The sequence below is a fragment of the Streptomyces avicenniae genome (assembly GCF_000719135.1).
Taxonomy (GTDB): Bacteria; Actinomycetota; Actinomycetes; order Streptomycetales; family Streptomycetaceae; genus Streptomyces; species Streptomyces avicenniae.
In genome coordinates this window covers 154,935-177,929 of sequence record NZ_JOEK01000001.1, presented here as the reverse complement: position 1 = coordinate 177,929, position 22,995 = coordinate 154,935, and the positions used below count along the sequence as shown (strand labels likewise).

At 73.9% G+C, this 22,995-nt stretch carries 22 protein-coding genes; 15 read left to right on the top strand and 7 right to left on the bottom strand.

Features of this window, described 5'->3' with window-relative positions; genetic code table 11:
- Positions 1–90 precede the first annotated feature (90 nt).
- Positions 91–984 (top strand): NAD(P)-dependent oxidoreductase, encoded by an 894-nt coding sequence (locus tag IF27_RS00840; protein WP_052847270.1) that lies wholly within the window; start codon positions 91–93, stop codon positions 982–984.
- Positions 977–1,867: an NAD(P)-dependent oxidoreductase gene (locus tag IF27_RS00835; RefSeq protein ID WP_052847269.1), complete on the top strand. Its 891-nt coding sequence runs from the start codon at positions 977–979 to the stop codon at positions 1,865–1,867. The genes IF27_RS00840 and IF27_RS00835 overlap by 8 nt, the downstream gene beginning before the upstream one ends.
- A gap of 8 nt (positions 1,868–1,875) precedes the next feature.
- Here the strand turns inward: IF27_RS00835 and IF27_RS00830 are convergent, their stop codons facing one another.
- Positions 1,876–2,892: a glutathione S-transferase family protein gene (locus IF27_RS00830; RefSeq protein ID WP_052847268.1), complete on the bottom strand. Its 1,017-nt coding sequence runs from the start codon at positions 2,890–2,892 to the stop codon at positions 1,876–1,878.
- Between the two features lie 178 nt (positions 2,893–3,070).
- On the opposite strand from IF27_RS00830, the gene IF27_RS00825 reads away from it, so the two are divergent.
- From IF27_RS00825 to IF27_RS00815, 3 genes are all read left to right on the top strand, one after another.
- Positions 3,071–4,042: a glycosyltransferase family 2 protein gene (locus IF27_RS00825; protein ID WP_052847869.1), complete on the top strand. Its 972-nt coding sequence runs from the start codon at positions 3,071–3,073 to the stop codon at positions 4,040–4,042.
- A 2-nt stretch (positions 4,043–4,044) separates the two neighbouring features.
- The gene (locus IF27_RS00820; RefSeq protein ID WP_052847868.1) at positions 4,045–5,397 is read left to right on the top strand and encodes a polysialyltransferase family glycosyltransferase; all 1,353 of its coding nucleotides are present in this window, start codon (positions 4,045–4,047) and stop codon (positions 5,395–5,397) included.
- 98 nt (positions 5,398–5,495) lie between these two features.
- A complete protein-coding gene (locus tag IF27_RS00815) occupies positions 5,496–6,137 on the top strand; it encodes a chorismate mutase (protein WP_052847267.1) in 642 nt (213 codons plus the stop codon).
- Here IF27_RS00815 and IF27_RS00810 read toward each other — a convergent pair.
- Positions 6,083–7,162, bottom strand: coding sequence for an acyltransferase (locus tag IF27_RS00810; protein ID WP_052847266.1), 1,080 nt, complete (start codon positions 7,160–7,162; stop codon positions 6,083–6,085). The genes IF27_RS00815 and IF27_RS00810 overlap by 55 nt on opposite strands.
- Before the next feature lie 120 nt (positions 7,163–7,282).
- Positions 7,283–7,831 (bottom strand): dihydrofolate reductase family protein, encoded by a 549-nt coding sequence (locus tag IF27_RS00805; protein WP_052847867.1) that lies wholly within the window; start codon positions 7,829–7,831, stop codon positions 7,283–7,285.
- On the opposite strand from IF27_RS00805, the gene IF27_RS00800 reads away from it, so the two are divergent.
- On the top strand, positions 7,794–8,369 hold the full coding sequence (locus tag IF27_RS00800; protein WP_052847265.1) for a TetR/AcrR family transcriptional regulator: 576 nt from the start codon (positions 7,794–7,796) through the stop codon (positions 8,367–8,369). The genes IF27_RS00805 and IF27_RS00800 overlap by 38 nt on opposite strands.
- 6 nt (positions 8,370–8,375) lie before the next feature.
- Here IF27_RS00800 and IF27_RS00795 read toward each other — a convergent pair whose 3' ends face one another.
- Positions 8,376–9,179, bottom strand: coding sequence for a SanA/YdcF family protein (locus IF27_RS00795; protein ID WP_338058183.1), 804 nt, complete (start codon positions 9,177–9,179; stop codon positions 8,376–8,378).
- Positions 9,180–9,304: 125 nt separating this feature from the next.
- Between IF27_RS00795 and IF27_RS00790 the strand changes: the two genes are divergently transcribed.
- Positions 9,305–10,036 (top strand): sulfite exporter TauE/SafE family protein, encoded by a 732-nt coding sequence (locus tag IF27_RS00790; RefSeq protein WP_052847264.1) that lies wholly within the window; start codon positions 9,305–9,307, stop codon positions 10,034–10,036.
- Here IF27_RS00790 and IF27_RS00785 read toward each other — a convergent pair.
- Positions 10,020–14,183, bottom strand: coding sequence for a CHAT domain-containing protein (locus tag IF27_RS00785; RefSeq protein ID WP_052847263.1), 4,164 nt, complete (start codon positions 14,181–14,183; stop codon positions 10,020–10,022). The genes IF27_RS00790 and IF27_RS00785 overlap by 17 nt on opposite strands.
- 296 nt (positions 14,184–14,479) lie before the next feature.
- On the opposite strand from IF27_RS00785, the gene IF27_RS00780 reads away from it, so the two are divergent.
- Positions 14,480–15,334, top strand: coding sequence for an alpha/beta fold hydrolase (locus IF27_RS00780; RefSeq protein WP_052847262.1), 855 nt, complete (start codon positions 14,480–14,482; stop codon positions 15,332–15,334).
- Between the two features lie 419 nt (positions 15,335–15,753).
- Here the strand turns inward: IF27_RS00780 and IF27_RS30735 are convergent, their stop codons facing one another.
- On the bottom strand, positions 15,754–15,984 hold the full coding sequence (locus IF27_RS30735; RefSeq protein WP_190232747.1) for a hypothetical protein: 231 nt from the start codon (positions 15,982–15,984) through the stop codon (positions 15,754–15,756).
- 210 nt (positions 15,985–16,194) lie between these two features.
- Here IF27_RS30735 and IF27_RS00770 point away from each other — a divergent pair, with 210 nt between their 5' ends.
- The 7 genes from IF27_RS00770 (at position 16,195) to IF27_RS00745 (ending at position 22,375) form a co-directional block, all read left to right on the top strand.
- Positions 16,195–16,809, top strand: a complete 615-nt coding sequence (locus tag IF27_RS00770) for a DUF5753 domain-containing protein (protein WP_223290858.1) — start codon at positions 16,195–16,197, stop codon at positions 16,807–16,809.
- Positions 16,799–17,014: a DUF397 domain-containing protein gene (locus tag IF27_RS29810; RefSeq protein ID WP_110945407.1), complete on the top strand. Its 216-nt coding sequence runs from the start codon at positions 16,799–16,801 to the stop codon at positions 17,012–17,014. The genes IF27_RS00770 and IF27_RS29810 overlap by 11 nt, the downstream gene beginning before the upstream one ends.
- A gap of 97 nt (positions 17,015–17,111) precedes the next feature.
- Positions 17,112–17,597: a DUF397 domain-containing protein gene (locus tag IF27_RS00765; RefSeq protein ID WP_052847259.1), complete on the top strand. Its 486-nt coding sequence runs from the start codon at positions 17,112–17,114 to the stop codon at positions 17,595–17,597.
- 112 nt (positions 17,598–17,709) lie between these two features.
- Entirely contained in the window at positions 17,710–19,227 is a 1,518-nt protein-coding gene (locus IF27_RS00760) for an ATP-dependent DNA ligase (RefSeq protein WP_052847258.1), read from the top strand.
- A gap of 142 nt (positions 19,228–19,369) precedes the next feature.
- The gene (locus IF27_RS00755; RefSeq protein WP_223290857.1) at positions 19,370–20,482 is read left to right on the top strand and encodes a L,D-transpeptidase family protein; all 1,113 of its coding nucleotides are present in this window, start codon (positions 19,370–19,372) and stop codon (positions 20,480–20,482) included.
- Positions 20,483–20,523: 41 nt separating this feature from the next.
- Positions 20,524–21,498: a ketopantoate reductase family protein gene (locus IF27_RS00750; RefSeq protein WP_052847864.1), complete on the top strand. Its 975-nt coding sequence runs from the start codon at positions 20,524–20,526 to the stop codon at positions 21,496–21,498.
- A gap of 268 nt (positions 21,499–21,766) precedes the next feature.
- Positions 21,767–22,375, top strand: coding sequence for a CatB-related O-acetyltransferase (locus tag IF27_RS00745; RefSeq protein ID WP_052847863.1), 609 nt, complete (start codon positions 21,767–21,769; stop codon positions 22,373–22,375).
- A 10-nt stretch (positions 22,376–22,385) separates the two neighbouring features.
- Here IF27_RS00745 and IF27_RS00740 read toward each other — a convergent pair whose 3' ends face one another.
- Positions 22,386–22,841: a hypothetical protein gene (locus IF27_RS00740; RefSeq protein ID WP_052847257.1), complete on the bottom strand. Its 456-nt coding sequence runs from the start codon at positions 22,839–22,841 to the stop codon at positions 22,386–22,388.
- Between the last annotated feature and the right edge of the window lie 154 nt (positions 22,842–22,995).

Genomic DNA, 22,995 nt, shown 5'->3' with positions numbered 1-22,995 from the left:
GTTCCGACAGGGGCCCGACAGCGCCGGTCGCCACAGTGGGGGCACGTCGGACGGGGTGTCCGGCGGCAAGTCCTTTGAAGGAGAAGTGACATGACGCACGAGAAGCACGACGGGTCCGCGGTGTCGGTCCTCGGGCTCGGGCAGATGGGCACCAGGCTGGCGCAGGCGTTCCTGGCGGCGGGGCACGCCACGACCGTCTGGAACCGTGGCGCCGTGAAGGCCGACGCGCTCGTGACCCAGGGAGCGGTGCGGGCCCGGTCCGCCGGGGACGCGGTCGTGGCGAGCCCGCTCGTCGTGGTCTGCCTGCCGGACTACGCGACCGTGGCGGAGGTATTGGGTCCTGTGGCGGCCGGTCTGCGCGGCAGGACGCTGGTGAACCTGACGTCGGGCACTCCGGAGGACGCCGTGCGGACGGCCGGGTGGGCGGCCGGGCACGGCGCGGACTACCTCGACGGCGCGGCGATGAGCGGCACGCGGCTGGTCGGGCGCGCCGAGGCGCTGTTCGTCCTCAGCGGCTCCGCCGACGCCTTCGCCAGGCACCGGGCGGTGCTGGCGGGCCTGGGCAACGCGACGTACCTCGGCGCCGATCCGGCGCTCGCCCCGGTGTACGACACGGCCCTGTTCGGCCTGGCCTGGGGCGCGCTGGCCGGTTTCCACCACGCCGCCGCCCTCGCGGGCGCCGCGGGGGTCGCCCCGGCCGACTTCGCGGCGGTGGCGACGGGTCACATGCCGTTCGTCGCCTCGCTGATGACCGACCACGCCCGGCAGATCGCGGACGGGCGGTTCCCCGACGACGACGGCACCGTGGCGGTGCACACGGCGGCGATGGAACATCTCGTTGAAACCAGTTCGGCACACGGCATCGGGACGCAGGTGCCGCGGCTGATCACGGACCTGCTGGAGCAGGCCGTCGCGCTGGGGCACGGCGCCGACGGCATCGCGGCCGTCTCCCGGGTGATCGGCGGGGGTGAGGGGGATGTCTGAGCGGGAGAGGACACCGGTCACGGTCCTCGGGCTCGGCAGGATGGGCACCGCGATCGCCGCCGCGTTCGTCGCGGCCGGGCACCCCACGACCGTCTGGAACCGCACCGCCGCGCGAGCCGACGCGCTCGTCGCCCAAGGGGCCGTACGGGCGCGGACCGTCGCGGAGGCCATGGCGGCCGGCCCGCTCGTCGTCGCCCCGCTCCTCGACGCGCGGTCCGTGCAGGAGGCCGTCGGGCCCGCCGCGTCCGCGCTGCGCGGCAGGACCCTCGTCAACCTCGCCAACTGCACGCCCGCGCAGGCCAGGGAGCTGGCTGCCTGGGCCGCCGGGCACGGCGCGGCCTACCTGGACGGCGCCATGATGGCCCTGCCCTCGACGGTCGCCACGGAGGAAGGTTTCTTCCTCTACAGCGGCTCCCGGCGCGCCTTCGACACGTACCTGCCTGAGCTGGAGGTGATGGCACCGGCGCACTACTTCGGCACGGACCCCGGCGCGGCCGAGGTCCACGACCTGGCGGTGCTCGGCACCGGGTACGCGGCCCTCACCGGCTTCCTCCACTCGGCGGCGCTGCTGGCCCGCGCCGGGACGCCGCCCGAGACCCTCGCGCCCCTGGCGGCGCGGTGGCTGACCGGCATGGCCGCGTTCCTGCCCGAGCTGGCGCGCGAGGCGGGGGCGGGGGCGTACGCGGGCGGGGTGTCCACGGTGGACCTGAACCGTGCGGCGGTCCACGCGCTCGTCGCCCTGAGCGAGGAGAACGGCGTGCCGCCCGACGTGCACGGGCCGCTGAAGGCGCTGCTCGACCGGCGGGCGGCCGAGGGGTTCGGCGAGGACAGCTTCTCCAGCGTCTTCGAACTGCTGCGGCCACGGGACGCGCGGGAGCCCTGACCGTACGGCTACCGCGGGGGCGGCCCCGGGGGCGTGCCGTCGCCGAAGGGCCTGCCGCCCAGCTCCTCGCGGTGGTGCGGGGTCAGCCAGCCGGACAGGTCGGGCCCGGCGGGCACGATGCGGCTCGGGTTGATCCCTGTGTGGACCTGGTAGTAGTGCCGCTTGATGTGATCGAAATCGACCGTGTCGCCGAAGCCCGGGGTCTGGAAGAGGTCGCGGGCGTAGGCCCACAGCACCGGGTCCTCGGTGAGTTTGTTCCGGTTGCACTTGAAGTGGCCGTGGTAGACGGCGTCGAAGCGGACCAGCGTCGTGAACAGGCGGATGTCGGCCTCGGTGAGCGTGTCGCCGACGAGGTGGCGGCGGTCGGCGAGGCGGGAGGACAGCAGGTCGAGGCGGCGGAACACGTCGGCGTACGCGGCCTCGTACTCGCCCTGGTCCGTCGCGAAGCCCGCCCGGTAGACGCCGTTGTTCAGGTCCTCGTGGACGCCCTCCATCACCTCGTCGATCTCGTCGCGCAGCGGCTCCGGGTAGAGGTCGGGGGCGCCGGGCCGGTGGAGGGCGGTCCACTCGGTGGCGAGGTCGAGGGTGAGGCGCCGGTAGTCGTTGGTGACCAGGCGGCCGGTGGGGATGTCCACGAGCGCGGGGACGCTGACGCCGCCGGGGTGGCCGCTCTCGCGGGCGTCGTACGCCTCGCTCAGGTGGCGGATGCCGAGGACGGGGTCGCGGCCGTCGGGGTCGAGGGTGAAGCGCCAGCTGCGGTCGTCCTGGATCGGGTCGGCGACGGCCACCGACAGCGCGGATTCGAGGCCGAGGAGGCGGCGCGAGACGAGGGCGCGGCTCGCCCAGGGGCAGGCACGGCTGACGACGAGCCGGTAGCGGCCCGGCTCGACGGGCCAGCCGTCGCGGCCGTCGGCGGTGACGCGGTCGGTGAAATGGCTGCGGGAGCGCCTGAACTTCTTCCGGCCGTAGGCCGCGTTGCCCGCCTCACCCGCCTCGCCCGCGTCGTCCCCAGCGGTCCCGCCCATGCCCGTGCTCCCCGCGCCGTCCTGCGTACGTCCGGGCGTCGCGGGTGCCCCGTTCCCGTCCGGTTCACACGCGGGAACGCGACACGCGGGCGAGCCGCCGCCGAGTGTGCACGCGTGGTTCACCTCGCCGTCACCCCGGATTGCCCCCGCGTGGCCCGGCGGCGTTTACCGTCACGTGGTGCCGAAGCTCTCCGTCGTCGTGACCTGCCACAACGTGCAGGAGTACCTGCCCGCCACGCTGCGGAGCCTCGCCCGCAACGCGACGGATGACATCGAGTTCATCTTCGTCGATGACCACTCCACCGACGCCACCGCCGACATCCTCGGCCGGGCGCGTGACGCCCTGCCGCACAGCCGTGTCGTCCGGCACGCGGCGAACGGGGGGATCTCCCGCGCGCGGAACACCGGGATCGACGCCGCCGAGGGCGAGCACCTGGCGTTCCTCGACGGCGACGACTGGTACGCGCCCGGGTACCTGACGCGCCTGCTGGACGCCGCAGAACGGCTGGACGTGGACTTCCTGCGCACCGACCACGTCCAGGCCACCGGCCGCGAGCGGCTCGTCGTCCGCGCCCCCGCCCCGCGCCGTGACGTACCGCTCGACCCGCTGGACGGCATCAACCCGGCGAACGCCAAGACGATGGTGGACTACCCCTTCGTCTGGGCCGGGATCTACCGGCGGCGGATCTTCGACGACGGGCTGCGCTTCGAACCCGCGCTGCGCACCGCCGAGGACCGCGTCTTCGGCTGGCAGCTGCACCTGCGGGCGCGCAGCTTCGCGGCGGTCGGGCTGTTCGGCGTCTTCTACCGGCGTGGCGTGGGGAGTTCGCTGACGCAGATCAAGGACGAGCGGCAGCTCGACTTCCTCCCGGCGCACGACCTGATCCTCGCGGAGGTGGCGGCGCGTCCCGACGCGGAACGCTTCCTGCCCAAGATCGTCCGCACGTACTGCGCGATGATCGCCTTCCACGCGGAGAACGCGTCGGGCTACGAGCCGGAGGCCGCCCGCAGGCTGCGACGGGAGGCGACGGAGGCGCTGCGCGGGATGCCGCCCGAGCTGCTGGACCCGGTGCTCACCGCGATGGGCGACGAGCGGGGCCGCGTCCTGCGGCGGCTCGCCGGACGGACGACGCGGAAGGCGGCGGTGTGACCATGCGGACGCAGGTTTTCGAGGTCTCGACCCTGTACGGCGCGGCGACCCTGGCCGCCGCCCTGGACGCGGGCCTGTTCGAGCCGGGGCGGCGCGTCCTGCTCGTGACGAACAACGCGACCGTCCCCGAGGCCGCCGCCACGCTGGACGAGATGACGGGGTGGCGGCGCATCGCGGACCGCTTCGACACCGTGGTCAGCTGGAACGACACGATCTACCCCAACCACCCGTCCCTGTGGGCGCCCGCCGAGACGGACGCGCCGGTCTGGCAGCGGCTGCTGCGGGAGGCGTGGGGGCTCGGGGACGGGCCGCTCGACCTGGTGGTCGAGTCGGTGCACGCGAAGCCGGCGGCGGCGCTGGCGGAGATCTTCGCGGACGCCGACGTGCACGTGTACGCGGACGGGCTGATGAGCTACGGCCCGACGCGTGAACGGCTCCTGTGGCCGACGGGCTGCCGCGTGCGGCGGCTCCTGCACCTGGACCTGCTGCCCGGGCTGACGCCGCTGCTGCTGTCGGAGCTGGGCGCCCCCGCCGTGATCGTGCCGGACGAGGCGTTCCGCGCGGTGCTGGACGAGATCGGCGGCGCGTACACCGAGCCGGTCGTGCCCCGCGAGGGCGGCGAGCGGACGGCCGTCCTCCTCGGGCAGTACCTGGCGGCGCTGAACATCCTCTCGGCGGCGCAGGAGGAGGCGCTGCACGAGCGGATGCTGCGCGGCGCGGCGCGCGCGGGCTGTGCGCACGTTCTGTTTAAACCGCATCCGACCGCACCGGCGCAGTACTCCAAGGTGTTGGAGAAGGCGGCGGCCGAGGCGGGCGTGCGCCTGACGGTCCTGGACACCCCGATGCTGGCCGAAACTGTGTTCGATCGTTTCCGGCCAGATCTGGTCGTGGGGTGCTTCTCCACGGCGCTGCTGACGGCGTCGGTGTACTACGGCATCCCCATCGCGCGGGTGGGCACGGACCTGGTGCTGGAGCGGCTGCGCCCGTTCCAGAACAGCAACCGCGTGCCGGTCACACTCGTGGACGCCTTCGTGCCGGACGTCGAGGCGCTGTCCGGTGGCCTCCAGGCGCTGCCCGCTCCGCCGCCGGACGCGGGCGCTGCGCTCGGGCCGCTCGTGCGCGTCCTGGGCTACACGATGCAGCCGAGGATGCACGCGGGGCTGCGCGGCGAGGCGGTGGCCTGGCTGACCGAGCATCAGGGCGGCTTGGCGGCGAAGTACGTGCGGCGCAGCAAGCTGACGGCGCTGGCGCTGCCGGGCGGCTTCGCGTCCGGGGTCACCGGCCAGATGCCGGGGCGGCGCGCGGCGCTGCGGCTCGTGCGGAAGGTCAGGAGCCGGGCGGTCCGCAAGGGCTGACGCGCCACCCCCTGTACGGGAGGGGCGCGTGGGAGCGGGGGACGGCGCGGCGCCGCGTGGCGCGGTGACGTCCCGGCCGGGCGGGGCAGGTTCGCGGCGTGAACCGGCGTGCCGTCGTGCTGCTCGTGCCCCTGCTGCTGTTCCTGCCCGCGCGCGCGGCGCTGCCGTCGGGGGACGCGGCGCTGACCAGGCTGGTCGGGGTGGTCGCGGCGCGGCTGGCCACGGCGGACGCGGTCGCGGCGGCCAAGGCGGTGACGGGCGGCCCGGTGGACGACCCGCGGCGTGAGGCCGTGGTCCTCGGCGCGGCACGGCGGGCGGCGGAGTTGGCAGGCGTCGATCCGGCGCTGGCGGCGCGCGTGCTGCGCGATCAGGTCGAGGCGGGCAAGGACGTGCAGCGCGGGCTGCTGCGCGAGCCGGGGCGGCTCACGGCCGGTCCGGTGGATCTGGCGGCCGTGCGGGAGCGGATCGACGTGCTGACCGTGCGGCTGGTCGGCGCGCTCGCCGACGCGGGGCCCGCGCGCGGGGGCGGGGCGTGCCCCGGTCTGCTCGACGCGGCCAGGCGCGCGGCGGAGCGGGCGGCCGGGTGGCACACCGAGGACGACGCGCTGCACGGCGCCGCACTGCGGCGGGCGCTGGGGTCGGTCTGCGCCGGTCGGCGCGGGGCGGGGCGGGTCCCGGCGGGCGGTCAGCCCAGGATCCGGCGGAGCCCGAACCGGCCCCACAGAAGACTGGCCGCGTAGGACAGCGCGATCGTCACGGGCAGCAGGCACAGGAAGGCGCCCAGCGTGACGGGCAGGCTGGCGTCGGTGGGTATGAGGGGCCGCACCAGTTCCTCGACGAACAGGACGTGCACCATGTACGCCCCCATCGCGGCGCCCGCGAGACGGCTGAGGCGCGGGCGCCAGCGTTCCGGCACGCGTATGCGGCAGACGAGCAGCAGCACGGCCAGGGTGAGGACGGCGACGAACAGGTGCGCGTTGGGTATCACGTAGTGGATCTGCGTGTGGTACCAGAGGATGCCCGCGGCGGCGGCCGGGGCGACGGCGAACAGCGGGCGGCGGTAGCGGGCCGGGAGCCGCTGCGGCATCGACAGGACGAGGGCGCCGCCCACCGCGTACACGACGGCGTAGGGCGAGAACCCCCAGCCTGTGGACAGCGCGTCGCGCCCGGTGACCTCGGCGAACGTCGTGAGGGCGGTGGGCAGGCAGGCGACAGCGACGAGCGCCGCGCCGGTGGCCCAGGGGCGGCTGCCCGTCTTGACCAGTGCGACGAACGCGAGCAGCACGACGACGGGGATGTACGCGTACATGAACCACAGGTGGTACGCGGGCTCGATCGACCCGAAGAGGCTGTCCACGGCGAGTTCGGTGACGGGCGCGTCGTTCGTGTCGCGCAGCCATGCCCAGGCCAGGTAGGCGACGGTCCACAGGGCGAGCGGCGTGACGTTGCGCGTGACGCGCCGCCACAGACCGCGGCTGTCGCGGGGCGGCGCGCCGACGAGGACGGCCCAGCCCGCTATGGCGAAGAAGACGGGGACGGCGTACGAACCGGCCGAGTCGCCGGTCATGCCGACCCAGTAGGCGGCGGGGCCGTTCTCCTCCTGGCCGTCCACGGCCTTGATGAAGGCGGCGGCCACATGGCTGAGGATCACCGTGCAGGACGCGACGAGCCGCAGCAGATCGACGTCGTGACGGTGCTCGCGCCCGGGCCGTGACGACGGGGCGGGCGAGGCGTCGGAGGCGGGCCGGGCCGCTGTGGTGGACATAGGCCGCCACTTGTACGCGCCGCACCGTAACTCCCACCCCCCGCACAGACGTACGGCGGGTGAACTCTGCCGGATGCGCCCGCACCCGGCGCCCCGCATCCGGCGCACCCCGCGGCCGGATCAGCGCCGGGCGTACCAGGTGACCGCGAACGGGGTGGGGGTGAACGTCGCGTCGAACAGCGGGACGCCGGACCCGGCGACCACGGGGTAGCTCTTCAGGATCAGCTCGTCGATCTCGGTCAGCAGCGCCCCGGCGAGCCGCCCGCCGCCGCAGAGCCAGACGTTCTGGCCGTCCCGCCGCTTGAGGTCGCGGACCAGGGCGAGCGCGTCGCCCCCGGCCACGGTGACGTCCGCCTCCGGCTCCGGCGGGAGCGTGCGCGACAGGACGTACTGGCGCAGGTGCGCGTGGGGGCTGGCAGGGCTCGCGTCCAGCACGGTGCGGTAGGTGCCCGCGCCCATGAGCACCGTGTCGAAGCGGCGGCTGGCCGCGTCGGCGAGGCCGTGGGCGGCGCGCAGGGCCGTGGGCACGGTCTCCGGGAAGCGCGCGTTGATCCAGGCGGCGTACGCGGCCGCCTGCCCCTCGTCCCCCGGGGGGAAGAAGTCCGCCTCCCCGGCGGGGCCCGCGACACGAATGGCGCGCAGGAACGACGGACGGCGGGCGGCCCTCATCGACGCCCCCATTGAGGTGCTGGCGGCGGTGGGCGCGCGGGGCCTGACCTTCCGCGCGGTGGACGCCAGGGCGGCCGTGCCCACCGGCACCGCCTCCAACTACGTCGCCAACCGCGACGACCTGCTCACCCAGGCGGGCGCCCGCGTCCACGAACGCCTCCAGCCCGACGAGGCGACCCTCGCCGGGCAGCGGGCGCAGGCCCCCGACCGGGAGACCTACGCCGCGCTGATGCGTGAACTCGTCGGCCGGATCAGCGCCTTCAGGACCGGATGTCTCGCGCTGCTCGAACTCCGCCTCGAAGCCACCAGGCGCCCCGGGCTGCGCGCGGTGCTCAGCGGACGCGTCCGCGCCGACGTCAAGGCCGACGTCGCCCACCACGCGGCGTCCGGGCTGCCGGGCGACGCCACCGGGGTCCGGCTGCTGCACCTGGCCCTCAACTGGCTCATCGTCGAACAGCTCACCCCGCCCGACATGTTCACCGAAGCCCAGCGCGAGCGCCTGGTCACGGCGGCGGTCGAACGGCTGGTCCGGCCGTGACGGCCGCTACGGGTTGGCGCGCAGCGCGTCCTGGAGCGCGGTCTCCGGCGGCCCGGCGACGTGCGGGTCAGGCGTGAACGCCGAGTCCCACGCGGCGGTCGTCGCGCCCGCCATCTCCCGCAGCCCGCTGATCACCCACAGGATGCTCGCGTGGTCGGAGACCCCCACGCCCCACGCGTCGATACCCGCCGCGTCGCACAGCGCGAGGGCCCTGCGTATGTGGAAGTCCTGCGAGACGAGGATGGCCTCCTCGACGCCGAAGACCTCCGCGGCGCGTGAGCACGACGCCCAGGTGTTGAGGCCCGCGTAGTCGGCCACGATGTGCTCGGCCGGTATGCCGTGCTGCTCGACCAGATAGGCGCGCATGGCCTCCGGCTCGTTGTACGTGGCGGTCCTGTTGTCACCCGAGACGAGGAGGACGCGGGCGCGGCCCGTGTCGTACAGCTCGGCCGCTGTGTCGAGGCGGTCGGCGAGCCAGCGGGTCGGCGAGCCGTCCGTGCGCAGGCCCGCGCCGAAGACGAGGGCGACCGGCGTGACGGGCGCGGTGGCCGTCGTACGCACCCGGCCGTCCGTGCTGGCGTAGACCCAGGCGCTCGGCAGCATGGCCAGCGACAGGACGGCGACCGTCACCTGGAGCGCGGTTCGTTTCCCCCGGACCGTCCGCGGTATGCGGGGCCGCAGGCGGCGCGCCAGCCCCCGTAACCTGCCGCCGGGGCCGCTCGCGCGCCCGTCGCGGTCCGCCGTCCCGCGCTCTCCCGCCCCGTCGTCTCCCGTCCCGTCCGCCGTCCGCCCGGCCACTGTGTCCGTCACGGTGCTCCGGCCCCTTCCCCTCGTCGCTCCCCGCCCCGATCCCACACGGAGCATCACGCACCTTTCACGTACCGATCGGCGGACAAGTTCCCGGGGGTAACCCGAACGGGCGTAATGTCCTTTCGGTGATCAGCGGCCTGAGCGGTGCGGACTGGACGCTGCTGACCATCGCGGCCCTCCTGGTCGGTGTCGCCAAGACGTCCATCGGCGGTGTCGGCGCCATCTCGGTCGCGCTGTTCGCCGCCGTCCTGCCCGCCCGCGAGTCGAGCGGCGCGCTCCTGCCCCTGCTGATCTTCGGCGACCTCCTGGCCGTCGCGGTCTACCGGCGGCACGTGAACTGGCCCCTGCTGCTACGGCTCTTCCCGTCCGTCGCCGTGGGCATCCTGCTCGGCACCGTCTTCGTCGCGTGGGTGGACGACACCGTGATGCGGCGGACGATCGGCGGCACGCTGCTCGCCGTCGTCCTTGTCCACCTGTGGCAGCGGCGACGCCCGCAGACGGGCACGGGACGCGTACGGGCCGCCGTGTTCGGGCTGCTCGCCGGGTTCACGACGATGGTGGCCAACGCCGGTGGCGCCGTCATGTCGGTCTACCTCCTGTCGGCGGGCTTCCGGAAGCTGGAGTTCCTCGGCACCGCGGCCTGGTTCTTCCTCGTCGTCAACGTCTTCAAGGTGCCGTTCAGCGCGGGGCTCGGCCTGATCGACGGCGACTCGCTCGGGCTGAACGCCGCGCTCGTCGGGGTGGTGGTCGTCGGCGCCGTGCTGGGGCGGGCGGCCATCAAACGCGTGGACCAGGGACGTTTCGAGAAGCTGGTGCTGCTGTTCACCGTCGTCTCCAGCCTCAACCTGCTGCGCTGACGTGCACATGGGCCGCCCACAGCGTGGGCGTGGCGCCGTACCGCTCGCGCAGCTCGCGTACGGCCTCGTGCAGGGCGCGCCCGGGATCGGCGCCCGCGTCCCACGCCAGGTAGAAGGCACGGGCCGCCTCGGGCGCGAGACGGTCGCTGACGGGCCACAGCGTGCCGACCACGTGCGGGTAGCCCGCGAGCTGGAAGGCGCCGGTGATGTGCACCGCCTCGTCCGCCAGGTCCGGCCGGGCCAGGGTCGTGGCGCAGGCCGAGAGGTACGCGAGCCGCGCGGACGGCAGGCGTAGCGCGGCGATGTCGGGGACGGTCAGCCTGCGTGTCCGGTGGTCGTGCAGCAGCACGGCGTCGGGGCTTTGCGCGTGGCATGCGAGGTGGACCCAGTCGTGCGCGGGCAGTGTGGCGAGCAGGGCGTCGCGTGTCGCGTCCTGACCGCTCAATACGCGGGCGCCGGGGCGCAGCGAGGTGAGGTGCGCCGCCTCCTCCGGCACGTACGGCAGGTCGGGCGCGCCGGGTGTCGTGGGCAGTGCGACGACCAGGGGATCGGCGCCTGCGGGAGTGACGTCGCGGGCGGCGGGGGCGCGCAGCAGGCTGCGCAGTGTGGGCGCGTAGCTGGAGATGACGCGGTCGAGTACGGCGCCGTCGGCGCGCTCCGCGGCCTCGGCGGCGTGCAGCGGCAGCGCGGTGAGCGGCCCGGTGGGCACCCAGCACAGGCGGGGCCACGCGTCCGCACCATCGGCGGGGGGCGCGGTGTGGCCCAGGGCGGAGAGGACGGGCTCGGCGAGGCCGTGCCACAGCCAGGCGAGGGTGTCGCGGATGGTCCGCTGGTGGGTGATGCGCGCGGCGCGGGACAGGCCGGAGTGGGCGGCGCCCGCCACGGCCGTGTGGAAGGCGTCGGCGCGCTCGGTGACGGTGGCCAGGTCCATGGCGGGCAGCGGCAGTGCCGTGACGCGCCCGTGGGCCAGCAGCAGGGCGTCGCTGCGCAGGCCGCTGATGTTGACGACGGCCACCACTGTGCGGTCCGGGAGCGCGGCGACCAGGTCGGCGGGCTCGGGCGGCAGGAGGAAGTCGGCGAAGCCGGGGCGTCGGCGGACGTCGGCGACCAAGGAGTCCCAGGCCTGGGCTGCGGCGTGGCGGTCGTCCGGAGTGTGCACGGAACCCGGTCCCGGCCCTGGCGCGGGGTCGAGGACGGCACGGAGCGCGGTGAGTTCCCGCGCGGCCTCGGGGTGGGCCTCACGCAGCCGCGTCAGGTCGCCCCGGGTGTCGAAGGTCTGGCCGAGCAGCACACCACGGCCCGCCTCCAGCAGCGCCAGGGCACGTGTCGGGTCGCCGCAGGCGACGGCGCACGCGGCGGCGTCCGACGCGAGACCGCCGAACGACGCGAGGTGCCGCTCCTGGTCGGCGCGCCCGATACGGCGCGGAGCCGTGCGCGCCAGCAGTTCGACGGCGAGGGCGAAGGGGCCGAGCGCCGCGTCGGGGCCGTGCCCGAGGTACGCGACGGCGGCCCACCTACGGGCGGCGGCCACGCGTTCGCGTATCGGTCCTGTCGGGTTGGTGGCGGCCTGCCGCAGCGTCTCCTCCGAGGCGGCGAGCAGGTCGTCGTCCCCGGCCTCGATGGCCTTGCGGGCGAGCGCCCAGGCGTGCAGCGAGCGGAGGTGGGTGTGGGAGATGTGGCCGCGCGGCGCGGCCTCCTCCGCCTGCCGGGCGGCGCGGATCAGGTCGTCGAGACCGGCAGGGGTGGGTGAGATCTCGTGCAGCAACGCACGGGAGGTGGCCAGGGAGCCGAGGCGGGTGACGCGGTTCGGGTGGTCGAGCGGGGTCACGGCGACGGCCTGCGCGGCGTGGCGGGCGGCCTCCTCGGCGTCGGCCGGGTCGCCGGTGAACGCGTGCCGGGAGCCGAGGCAGATGGCCAGGTTGGACAGGAACCGCGCGTGCAGGAGATGGCCGGGCGGGGTCGCCGTGACGGCGGCGCGCGCGAGCGTGACCGCCTCGTCCAGGTCGGCGTGGCTGACGCCGGGCCGCATCCGGAGACCGATCGCCAGGTTCGAGGCGACGCCGGGGCCGTGTGGCGAGGCCAGGCCCAACAGGTCGAGTGCCTGCCGTCGGTAGGTGAGCGCCTCTTCGAGCGCGGCCGTGTCGCCGTACGCCTCGTGGCGCGGTGTCAGCGCCGACGCCAGGGCGTCGAGGCGCAGCGCCCGCATGGGGTGGCCGGGCTTGGTCCGGGCGAGGGCGGCGCGCTGGTGGCGGACGGCGATGTCGAGGTCGTCGGGGTCGCCGACCTGCTCCCAGCGCAGCCGGTACAACGAACCGAGGGACGTGCGGGCGGTGCCCGCCAGCGGATCGGTGGCGGGCATCTCGGCCAGCAGTGCGGCGAAGAGGTTGAGCGCCTCGTCCAGGTCGGCGCGGGCGCCGGTGCGTTCGGCGAGGGACCACAGGGCGGTGGCGAGCTTGACGCCGATCTCGCGGCGTGCGGCGGGGTCGCGCGCGTCAGCGTGGGCGGCGCGGTAGATCCCCAGCGCGCGGTCGAGGTCGGCGGCGGCACCGGTCGTCTCGTAGCGGACGAGGAGTTGGTCGGCGGCGTCGGTGCCCGTCGTCGGCCGGGGCGGCGGCGTGTCCTGGAGGATTCCGGCGGTGCGGAGCGCGTCGAGGATCTGCTGGTCGGAGAACGGGTGCGCGAGCCCCGTTCCCGTCGCCTGGGGCGGGGACGGGGCGCTGCTGGTGGGACCGGCGGCGCGTAACGCGTCACGTGTCCGGTGGGCGAGCCGCCGGTTCGCCTCGATCCCCGCGCGTGACGGATGGCCCGCGGGAAGGGCGCGCAGCGCGCGGTCGTACGTGGCGGCGGCCTCGTCGGCGATGACCTGACTGGGACGCGCGCGCAGCAGCGTGAGCAGCCCTGCGGCGAGGTTCACCAGGTAGGAGGCGCGGCGCGGGTGGCCCTCGGGTGTGGCGCCCACCACCTCGCGGCTGGCGAGGACGGACTCGGTGAGCAGGTCCTCGTCGGGTGGTCCGTCACCGGCGGTGGCGCGTGCCAGCAGGGCGTTGGCCAGGTTGGACTGCGTGGGGACGCGCTCGCTGTGCTCGTCGGGCAGGAGGTCGAGGGCGCGCCGCTGGAGGGCGACGGCCTCGTCTATGGAGAACAGCTGCCGCGTGCGGGTGTATTCGTCGTACAGCGTGTTGCCCAGGCTGGAGAGGTGCGAGGCGAAGGCGGGGTCCGTGGGCCGGGAGTACGAGATGGCGGCGCGGCCCGCTGTGATGGCCGCCTGGAGATCGGCGGGGTGGGCGTCGCGCTCGTAGCGCGTGCGCAGCAGTACGCCGTGCAGGGTGAAGGCGTCGGCGCGTTCGGTGCGGGGCAGATCGGTGCGCAGCAGTTCGGTCACCATGCCGATGCCCATGGCGAGGAACCTGGGGTCGCCGGTGGACAGATAGCGGTCCTGGGCCTGGAGGGCGCTGGCGAGCGGTGTGGCGGGGTCCAGCGTGAGGGGGGCGGCGGGCTCGGGCGGGGGTGTACGGGCGGGCGCCCGGAGCAAGGGCGCACGAGAAGGGGGCACTCGGTTCGGGGCGTCCTTTTTCGGGCGCCCGCGCGGGGCGCCCGCGTCCTTCCGCACCGACTCGGCCATCACCCCGCCCAGCGGATGCCCGGCGCGTTCCGCCGCGCGGAACCACTTGAACGCCGCGACACGGTCGCCGTCGGCCAGGCGCAGCGTCCCCGCGTTCATCATCCCGTCCACGTGCCCGGCGGTCGCCGCCTTCTCGTACCAGGGCAGTGCCTCGTCCAAGCGGCCGCTCTGGTGCAGGAGCCGCGCGTAGGTGTGGGTCGCGTCGAGGTCGCCCTGCGCGGCGGCGGCGCGCAGCCAGCCACCCGCCTCCGCGAACAGGCCGAGCTGCTTCAGGACGACGCCGAGGTTGTTCATCGCGTCCACGTGCCCGGCCAGGGCGGCGGGCCTGTAGTAGACCTGCGCGAGGTCGAGGTCGCCGACACGTGTGTGGAACGCGTGCCCGACCAGGTAGGACGTGCGCGGGTCGGCCGTCGCGTCCCCCGCCCGGCGCAGCCAGCGCCGCGCCCGCCCCGCCTTCCCCCGCGCGAGCAGCTCCGCCGCCTTCTCCAGCGCGCGCCGCGCCGTCACCTCGTCACCGGTCGCCATACGACCACCCCCGTCCAGTGTGTCGCCACGGCTGTCGCCAGGTACAGGGCTTCACCGCATCAACGCACCACCCCCGCAGCTGACTTGACGTCGTATCGGCCGCGGTGAGCGCCCGAGCCCGTAGGAAGGGTCTCTCCGGCGTCCCGCCGAGCGGCGGCCGTCTGCCGATCGAGTTGGAAGGGGGCCGGAGCAGGCGTGTCCGAGGGGGAGAGGGGCAGGGTCTCCTGAACCATCGCCTTGCCTTCGTGACACCGCCGCGCGAAGTCCGGAACGTCTCGCCTCCCCAAGGACTCGCCATGACCGACATCGCGTACCGCACAGCCGATATCGACGGCCTGACGGTGGCCTACCGGGAGGCCGGTCCCCCCGAGGCGCCGACGCTGCTCCTGCTGCACGGGTTCCCGTCCGCGGGCCACATGTTCCGGGACCTGATCCCGCTGCTCGCCGACCGGTTCCACCTCGTCGCCCCCGACCTGCCGGGCTTCGGCCGCTCGGACATGCCCGCGCGCGGCGAGTTCGTGTACACCTTCGAGAACATCACCGACGTCATCGACCGTTTCACACAGACGCTGGGACTGGAGCGCTTCGCCCTGTACGTCTTCGACTACGGCGCCCCTGTCGGCTTCCGTATCGCCACCCGGCACCCCGAGCGGATCAGCGCGATCGTCACGCAGAACGGCAACGCCTACGAGGAAGGCCTGAGCGAGGGCTGGAACCCCGTCCGCGCCTACTGGGACGACCCGACGCAGGAGAACCGCGACGCGATCCGCACCCTGATTCAGCCGGAGACGACGGTCTGGCAGTACACCCACGGCGTGCCCGACACGACGCGGGTCGGCCCGGACGGCTACGGGCTGGACACCTTCTACCTCGCGCGCGAGGGCGCGGACGAGATCCAGCTCGACCTGTTCCTCGACTACGCGAGCAACGTCGCCCTGTACCCGACGTTCCACGAGTACTTCCGCACGAGCGGACCGCCGCTGCTCGCCGTGTGGGGGAGGAACGACCCGTTCTTCCTGCCCGCGGGCGCCGAGGCGTTCCGGCGGGACCTCCCGGACGCCGACGTCCGTTTCCTGGACACGGGCCACTTCGCCTTGGAGACCCACGCCGCCGAGATCGCGTCCGCGATCCGCGCGTTCCTCGCCGCCTGACGCGCCGAGGTGCAACGTTCTACCCGGCCGACGACGGCGCGGGGGCGAAGCTCATCGGTCGCACCGGGACTCCTCCGCACCGTCCGGTGGGACCGCCACACCCCGGCGCCGCGCCTCGCGGACCAAGAGGCCGGACTCGTGGACGACGACGTACCAGGGGACGGGATGCACCGATCCGCCCACGCGCCCTCCCGCCAAGGCGGCCACGCCTTCCGCAGGTTGCGGGGCGGCACGCGCCGGTGACCAGTGGGCGACGGTGACCATGGTCAGGCGCAGCTGGGTGCGCGCCCCGACCGGCCGGGGGAGGACGGCGGATGTCCGCGCCGCCGACCGATGTCTGCCGCGCGGGGGCACGAGTCGGCCCAGCAGCGCGAGGCACCACCCGTGGACGCGGGGCCGGGCACCGTCCGCCCGCACCCTCAGCACGGCTCACCCGCGTCCCGGCGGCCTTTCCTCCGGAGGCGGTTCGCGTCGCCCTGCTTGCGAAGGGCGACGCGCCATTCGATGAGTCGTGAGCGCAGGAAAGGCGTCGAGACATGCAATTCCTTGGCCAGTTCGGCGAGACTCGTGGTGGCGTAACGGCGCACCACCTCATCCCGATTCGCTTTCACCCACCGTCGTGCCCGCGCCCGGATCTCCCTCTCGTCCATCGGTGGGAATGACCTCCTTCTCGACAATCGACTTCGCATACAGAAGCGCGCCGCAGGACGCGCAGCAGGTTCCCCGGTCGGTCACCCGCAGATCACCCAGATGCACACAGGGCATGGCCGTTCACTTTCCGCGGACGCCGCGGCTCCCCCGGGTTCGGCCGGAGGGCTCCCGTGGCCGGGGAACCGCGCGGGTCAGAGCGGACCTCACGGATGCCCCTTCGCACGGGCGTTCTGACCTCAGTCCCGCTGCGTCCCGGTCCTCGCGCCGTGGAGCACGGCGGTAGCGTCCGAACTGAAGAACTACGAATCCTGGGACTTCTCCAGACAGAGGCACACGCGGGTGCCGTCGTACAAGGCACACTTCCGCTCGCCTCGCCGAGCGAGGTGGAGGTGCGCGTCCGCGCGCGCATAGAGCGTCAGACCGTCATCACGAGGACCGATCCGGTCCGCCTGCGCGCGGCGATGGACGAGGCGGCGCTGTGCCGTCCGGTCGGCGGTGCCGACGTCATGCGCGAACAACTCGACCACATCGCCGAGAAGGCACGCGAACCCCATATCCGCGTGCAGATGATTGCGTTCACCGCGGGAGCCCATCCAGGAATGCCCGGATCATTCGTGCTGATGAACTTCTCGCACCGCGCCGAACCGGAAATCATCTGGGTTGACAGCCACGCGGGGGATCTGTTCCTTGAGAAGCAGGTGGAGATCGCCAGGCTGCGTACGGCGTTCGACGAGCTGATCGCCCAAGCGCTGAGTCCGGCCCAGACGCTCGCCAAGATCACTACCTTGCGCAACAGGATCGGCGCCTCGGCGGATGGAGGGTGATCAAGTGGCAGCAGCCGGAGTCGGTCCGGAGTGGCGGGCGAGCAGTTACAGCAGTGGCAGCGGCCAGTGTGTGGAGTTGGCCACGAACGCGCCTGGTGTCGTGCCCGTACGTGACAGCAAGCGAAGCGACGAAGCCGTCGTCGTCATGGCGGCGGGCGCTTGGGGACGGTTCGTCGCGGCGCTCCGGAACGACCGGATCGGCTGAGCTGCCGAACCCGCCCCAAGGTCCCCGCGCGATCCCCCTCCGGGCGACGCGCGGGGGCCCCGCCGTCGCGGCGCCGTCGCGCTGTTCCGCCAAGGACGTGGCTCAAGTCACCGGTGTCAACGACGTCACACTGCGGCGGATCGAAGCGCGGCAGGCTCGGCCGCAGGGGCGCACCTTGATCGTCCTGCTGGACGCCTACTCGGTGCGCGGGGACAAACGCGAGGAGATGATCGCGCTGGCCAAAGGGGCGCAGGAACAAGGGTGGATTCGCCCGTTCGACTCGGAACTGCCGGACGAGTACAACACGTGTATCCAGTTCGAGTCCGAGGCGTCCGAACCACGCTACGTGACGTGCTCGGCAGTTCGAAGGGCGGAGGGTAAGCAGGTGGAGTCATCGGGCGTCCCTGAATGGCGGACGAGCAGCTTCAGCAGCGGCAGCGGGGAGTGCGTGGAAGTGGGGACGAATCTTTGCCACACCGTGCCTGTCCGCGACAGCAAGCGGCACGACAGCCCAGTGGTCGCCGTACCGGTCGGAAGCTGGGAACACTTCGTCAGTGCGCTCGGAAACCGCAAGATCGGCTGAACCTCGCAAGGCCCCCGCGCGATCGCCCTCCGGGCGACGCGCGGGGGCCCCGCCGTCGCGGCGCCGGGCCGCCCGGCGCGCGGAACGGGCCGGGCGCGGCCACCATGGAGGCATGCTGCTCGCCGAGATCGCGCGCACCTCGCGGGACGTCGCCGCCACGCCCGCGCGGTCGGCGAAGGTCGCGGCGCTCGCCGCGCTGTTCCGCGACACCGCGCCCGACGAGGCGCCCGTCGTCACGGCCTACCTCGCCGGGCGGCTCCCGCAGCGGCGGCTCGGCGTCGGCTGGGCCACGCTGCGCGACCGCCCGCCACCCGCCGCGTCGCCCACGCTGACCGTGCGGGACACCGACGCCGCGCTGTCCCGGATCGCCGCCGTGTCCGGCACCGGCGCGGGCGGACGGCGGCTCGCGCTCCTGACCGACCTGCTGGCCGCCGCGACCGCCGACGAGCAGGACTTCCTCGTCCCCCTGCTGGCGGGCGAACTGCGCCAGGGCGCCCTGGACGCGTTCGCCGCCGAGGGCCTGGCCGCCGCCGTGGACGCGCCGCCGGACGACGTACGCCGCGCCGTGATGCTCGGCGGATCGCTCGGCGCGGTCGCCCGCGCGGTCCTGGCGGACGGCACGGACGCGCTCGCCACGTTCCGGCTGACGGTCGGCCGCCCCGTGCTGCCGATGCTGGCGCGCCCGGCGCGCGACCTGGACGAGGCCCTGGACAAGCTGGGCCCCTGCGCCGTCGAGGAGAAGCTCGACGGCATCCGCGTCCAGGTGCACCGCGACGGCGACGACGTCAGGATCTGGACGCGCACGCTGGACGAGATCACCGACCGCCTCCCCGAGGTGCGCGCCGCCGCGCGCGAACTGGCCGCCGAGCACGCCGTGCTGGACGGCGAGGTGATCGCGCTGGACGACGAGGGGCGGCCACGCCCCTTCCAGGAGACGGCAGGACGCGTCGGTTCGCTCGCGGGCACGCTGCCGCTCTCGCCCGTCTTCTTCGACCTGCTCGCCGTGGACGGCCGCGACCTCCTGGCCCTGCCCACCGCCGAGCGGATCGCCGAACTGGCCCGCGTCGCGCCCGAGCCGCGCCGCGTACGGCGGCTGCCCGTGCCCGACCCGGCGGACGACGGGGCACGCCGCGCCGCCGCCGACTTCGCCGCCGCCGCCCTGGCGCGCGGGCACGAGGGCGTCGTCGTCAAGGCGCTCGACGCGCCGTACAGCGCGGGGCGGCGGGGCGCGTCCTGGCTGAAGGTGAAGCCGGTGCACACGCTGGACCTCGTCGTCCTCGCCGCCGAGTGGGGGCACGGGCGGCGCACCGGCAAGCTGTCCAACCTCCATCTGGGCGCGCGGCGGCCCGACGGGACGTTCGGCATGCTCGGCAAGACGTTCAAGGGGCTGACGGACGCGCTGCTCGCCTGGCAGACGCGGCGGCTCGGCGAACTGGCCGTGGAGGAGGGCCGCGGCGTGGTGCGCGTACGGCCGGAACTGGTCGTGGAGATCGCGTTCGACGGCGTACAGCGCTCGACGCGGTACCCCGAAGGGGTGACGTTGCGATTCGCACGCGTGGTGCGCTATCGGGAGGACAAACGCGCCGCCGACGCGGACACCGTCGAGGCGGTGCGGGCGCTCCTGCGGTAGGCGTGGGGCGGAAGGGGTGAATCGTGCCCGCTTCGTTATGGCCCGGGGCGCAACAATCGGGGCGGTAAGCGCATCTTTACCGGTGAGGCACCGCTTCACCACCACTGTCGATCATGCCCGGTATTCCCAGGGGGGACCACCCATGCGCTCCGCGCTCTTCCACGGCCGCTTCCGCCGCCGAACCGCCGTCCCGGCAGTCGTCGGCGCGGCCCTCGCCGCCCTTCTCCTGAGCGGCTGCGCGTCGGACGCGAACGGCAACGAGACGGACGGGCCCGCCGCCTCGTCCTCCGCCGACGCGTCCGCCGGGGGGTCGGACGACGGCGAGGGCGGCGACGGCGCTACCGACGAGCCCACGGAGGACGAGACCCCGGCCGAGCCGGTCGTCATGGCGTTCGGCGACGAGACCGACCAGGTCAGGGAGTTGCAGGCGCGGCTCGCACAGCTCGGCCACTTCGCCGCCCAGCCCACCGGCTACTACGGCGACGTGACGCTCGGCGCCGTCTCGGAGTACCAGCGCGCGGCCGACATGGAGGTCTCAGGCACCGTCTTCGAGAGCACCTGGTCCGCGCTGACCGGCGCGACGAGCGCCCCCAGCCAGGAGGAACTGTTCCCGCCGCAGCAGATCCTCGGCTACGGCGACAACTCCGAGCAGGTACGCGAACTCCAGGCCCGACTCAAGCAGCTGGGCCACTTCGAGGAGAACCCGACCGGCTACTACGGCGACGTCACGACGGAGTCCGTCCGCGCCTACCAGGAGGCCGCAGGTCTCGAGGCGACCGGCACCGTCTTCGAGGACACCTGGACGGCCCTCACCGGCGAGACGGAGACGCCCACCGAGGAGGAGATGTTCCCGCCGGTCGAGATCCCCGAGGTGGAACCCGCCGCGCTGGACGACCGCTGCCTGACCGGCCGCGTCCTGTGCATCTCCAAGACGAGCAGCACGCTGTCCTGGGTGATCGACGGCGAGGTGCAGACGACGGTGGACGTGCGCTTCGGCGCCGAGCAGACGCCCACGCGCGAGGGCGAGTTCGAGGTCTACTGGAAGTCGCGGAACCACCACTCGACGCTGTACGACTCCCCCATGCCGTACGCGATGTTCTTCGACGGCGGCCAAGCGGTGCACTACTCCCAGGACTTCGCCGCGAACGGCTACAACGGCGCGTCCCACGGCTGCGTCAACGTCCGTGACGAGGACGCCATCGCGTCGCTCTTCGACGAGGTGAACGAGGGCGACAAGGTCATCGTCTACTGGTGACCCCCACCGCCCGGCGCCGAGCGGGTGTTTGAATGGCGTGCATGCGCTACATCATCATCGGCGCCGGTGCGGTCGGCGGGGCCATCGGCGGCCGTCTGCACCAGGCCGGACACGACGTCGTCCTGGTGGCCCGCGGCGAGCACGCCACCGCCCTGCGGGAGAAGGGGCTGCGCCTGCGCACGCCCGACGAGGACGTGACGCTGCGGGCGCCCGTCGCGACCGGCCCCGACGAGGTGGAGCCGCGGCCCGACGACGTCCTGCTGCTCACCGTGAAGACGCAGGACACGGTCGCGGCCCTCGACGCCTGGGCCCCGGCCGCCGCCCATCTGCCGCTGCTGTGCGTGCAGAACGGGGTGGCGAACGAGGAGATCGCCCTGCGCCGCTTCGCCCGCGTGTACGGCGTGTGCGTGTGGCTGCCCGCCCAGTACCTGGAGCCGGGGGTCATCACGGCGTCCGCCGCCCCGCTGACCGGCATGCTGCACATCGGCCGCTACCCGCAGGACGGCACGACGGACGACACGGCGCGCGCCGTCTCGGCCGACCTGGAGTCGGCGAGGTTCCTGGCGCCGGTCGTGCCGGACGTGATGCGCTGGAAGTACGCGAAGCTGCTGTCGAACCTGGGCAACGCCGTGCAGGCGCTGTGCGGCATGGACCAGCCGGATTCGGCGGAACTCCTGCGCCGCGCGCGGGCGGAGGGCGAGGCGGTCCTGGCGGCGGCCGGCATCCCGTTCGCGGGCGAGGAGGAGCAGGCGGAGCTGCGCGGCGACCGCGTGAACATCCACACGGTGCCGGGCACGGAGCGCGGCGGCGGCTCGACCTGGCAGAGCCTGCGGCGCGGGACCGGCTCGGTCGAGGTGGACTACCTGAACGGCGAGATCGTCCTCCTCGGCCGCCACCACGGCGTCCCGGCGCCGGTGAACGAGGCGCTGCGCCACGGGACCAACGTCCTCGCCCGCGAGGGCCGTCCGCCGGGCTCCACGTCCGCCGCCGAGCTGCTGGCGTCCCTCCCGTCCTGACGCGCCCGACGGACCGGCGCCGTGCGCACCCGCGTGTATCGATACACCACGGGGGGGCGCGGCGCTGCGGGACCTCGGCGCGCTCCTGCGGCGCCCCGACCTTCGTCCGGCGGACGTGAACCGCCGGTACGGGGAAACCTGTTAGCCCGGGGACGGGCGCGACGTGATCATGGGGGCACCGTCCGACCGCCACCAGAGGAGCCGCGCCGTGCCACCGTCCGCCCCCGTCCCCGCCCCCGTCCCCGCTGATCCGACCCTGGTCCACCCGATGCCGGGCCAGCCCCGCGTGGTGCTGCTGAAACCGCTGATCACCTCGCCGTTGATCGAGGTCGGGGAGTTCACCTACTACGACGACCCGGACGACGCGACCGCGTTCGAGAGCCGCAACGTGCTCTACCACTACGGCCCCGAGCGGCTGGTCATCGGCAGGTTCTGCGCCCTGGGCACGGGGGTGCGGTTCCTGATGAACGGCGCCAACCACCGGATGGACGGCGCCTCGACGTTCCCCTTCCCCATCATGGGCGGCTCCTGGGCCGAGCACTTCGACCTGATCACCGGCCTGCCCGCCCGGGGCGACACCGTGGTCGGGAACGACGTCTGGTTCGGGAACGGGGCCACCGTGATGCCCGGGGTCCGCATCGGCCACGGGGCGATCGTCGCCTCGGGTTCCGTGGTCGTCTCGGACGTCCCCGACTACGGCGTCGTCGGCGGCAACCCCGCCACCCTGATCCGGCGCCGCCACAGCGACGAGGACATCGCCCGCCTCCTCGCCGTGGCCTGGTGGTCCTGGCCGCTCCAGCACATCACGGAGCACGTCAGGACGATCATGACCGGCGGCGTCGATGACCTGGAGGCCGTGGCCCCGCACCGCGGGTGACCGCCCGGGTTCAGGCGTCGGGGGACAGGGTGGTCGTCGCGTCGTCGTCGGGGACGCGGCCCGACAGGCGGGTGTAGCGCTGGCGGGCCGCCTGGGGGGTGCCCAGGCCGAGGCCGAAGGCGATCTCCTGCCAGGTGAGGCCGCGTCCGCGCGCCATCGTCAGCAGTCCCGCCTCCAGTTCGTCCATCTCGGCACGGGCGCGGGGGACGAGGCTGAGCGCCGCGGTGATGTCGGCGCGGTCCACCTCTGGCTCGTTGTCGTGCCGGAGCGCCGCGCCGCTCAGGAGGAACGAGACGAGGCGCACGGCCTCGTGCGGCGCGAGCACATAGGGGTGGATCTGCCGGGCGCGCTGCTCCGGGGTGACGGCGTGCCGCTCGGCGATGCGGAAGAGCGCGGCGTACGCGCGGTGTTCGCGCGCGGCGGCGGGGTCTGGCGGGCTGAACGGGTCAGCGGCGGAGTCGGTCATGTTCCCATCGTGCGCGGGGGAACAGTCCGACGTCAACAACTTATGTTGAACGAAACGTTTATTCAGTGGGGGGCGTCGGCTCCGCTGCCCTCCCGCCGGGGGCGTCCGATCAGAACTTGTGCCCGCAGGCGAGGCACTGCTTGCGCTCGTCGGG

Excerpts from the sequence above, each read along its gene's own strand:
- IF27_RS00840 (WP_052847270.1), top strand. The coding sequence starts at position 91 with ATGACGCACGAGAAGCACGACGGGTCCGCGGTGTCGGTCCTCGGGCTC.
- IF27_RS00780 (WP_052847262.1), top strand. The coding sequence starts at position 14,480 with ATGACCGACATCGCGTACCGCACAGCCGATATCGACGGCCTGACGGTG.
- IF27_RS00830 (WP_052847268.1), bottom strand. The coding sequence starts at position 2,892 with ATGGGCGGGACCGCTGGGGACGACGCGGGCGAGGCGGGTGAGGCGGGC.
- IF27_RS00750 (WP_052847864.1), top strand. The coding sequence starts at position 20,524 with ATGCGCTACATCATCATCGGCGCCGGTGCGGTCGGCGGGGCCATCGGC.
- IF27_RS30735 (WP_190232747.1), bottom strand. The coding sequence starts at position 15,984 with ATGGACGAGAGGGAGATCCGGGCGCGGGCACGACGGTGGGTGAAAGCG.
- IF27_RS00755 (WP_223290857.1), top strand. The coding sequence starts at position 19,370 with ATGCGCTCCGCGCTCTTCCACGGCCGCTTCCGCCGCCGAACCGCCGTC.
- IF27_RS00770 (WP_223290858.1), top strand. The coding sequence starts at position 16,195 with ATGCCCCTTCGCACGGGCGTTCTGACCTCAGTCCCGCTGCGTCCCGGT.
- IF27_RS00835 (WP_052847269.1), top strand. The coding sequence starts at position 977 with ATGTCTGAGCGGGAGAGGACACCGGTCACGGTCCTCGGGCTCGGCAGG.
- IF27_RS00740 (WP_052847257.1), bottom strand. The coding sequence starts at position 22,841 with ATGACCGACTCCGCCGCTGACCCGTTCAGCCCGCCAGACCCCGCCGCC.
- IF27_RS00760 (WP_052847258.1), top strand. The coding sequence starts at position 17,710 with ATGCTGCTCGCCGAGATCGCGCGCACCTCGCGGGACGTCGCCGCCACG.
- IF27_RS00820 (WP_052847868.1), top strand. The coding sequence starts at position 4,045 with ATGCGGACGCAGGTTTTCGAGGTCTCGACCCTGTACGGCGCGGCGACC.
- IF27_RS00810 (WP_052847266.1), bottom strand. The coding sequence starts at position 7,162 with ATGTCCACCACAGCGGCCCGGCCCGCCTCCGACGCCTCGCCCGCCCCG.
- IF27_RS00805 (WP_052847867.1), bottom strand. The coding sequence starts at position 7,831 with ATGAGGGCCGCCCGCCGTCCGTCGTTCCTGCGCGCCATTCGTGTCGCG.
- IF27_RS00800 (WP_052847265.1), top strand. The coding sequence starts at position 7,794 with ATGGCGCGCAGGAACGACGGACGGCGGGCGGCCCTCATCGACGCCCCC.
- IF27_RS00745 (WP_052847863.1), top strand. The coding sequence starts at position 21,767 with ATGCCGGGCCAGCCCCGCGTGGTGCTGCTGAAACCGCTGATCACCTCG.
- IF27_RS00785 (WP_052847263.1), bottom strand. The coding sequence starts at position 14,183 with ATGGCGACCGGTGACGAGGTGACGGCGCGGCGCGCGCTGGAGAAGGCG.
- IF27_RS29810 (WP_110945407.1), top strand. The coding sequence starts at position 16,799 with ATGGAGGGTGATCAAGTGGCAGCAGCCGGAGTCGGTCCGGAGTGGCGG.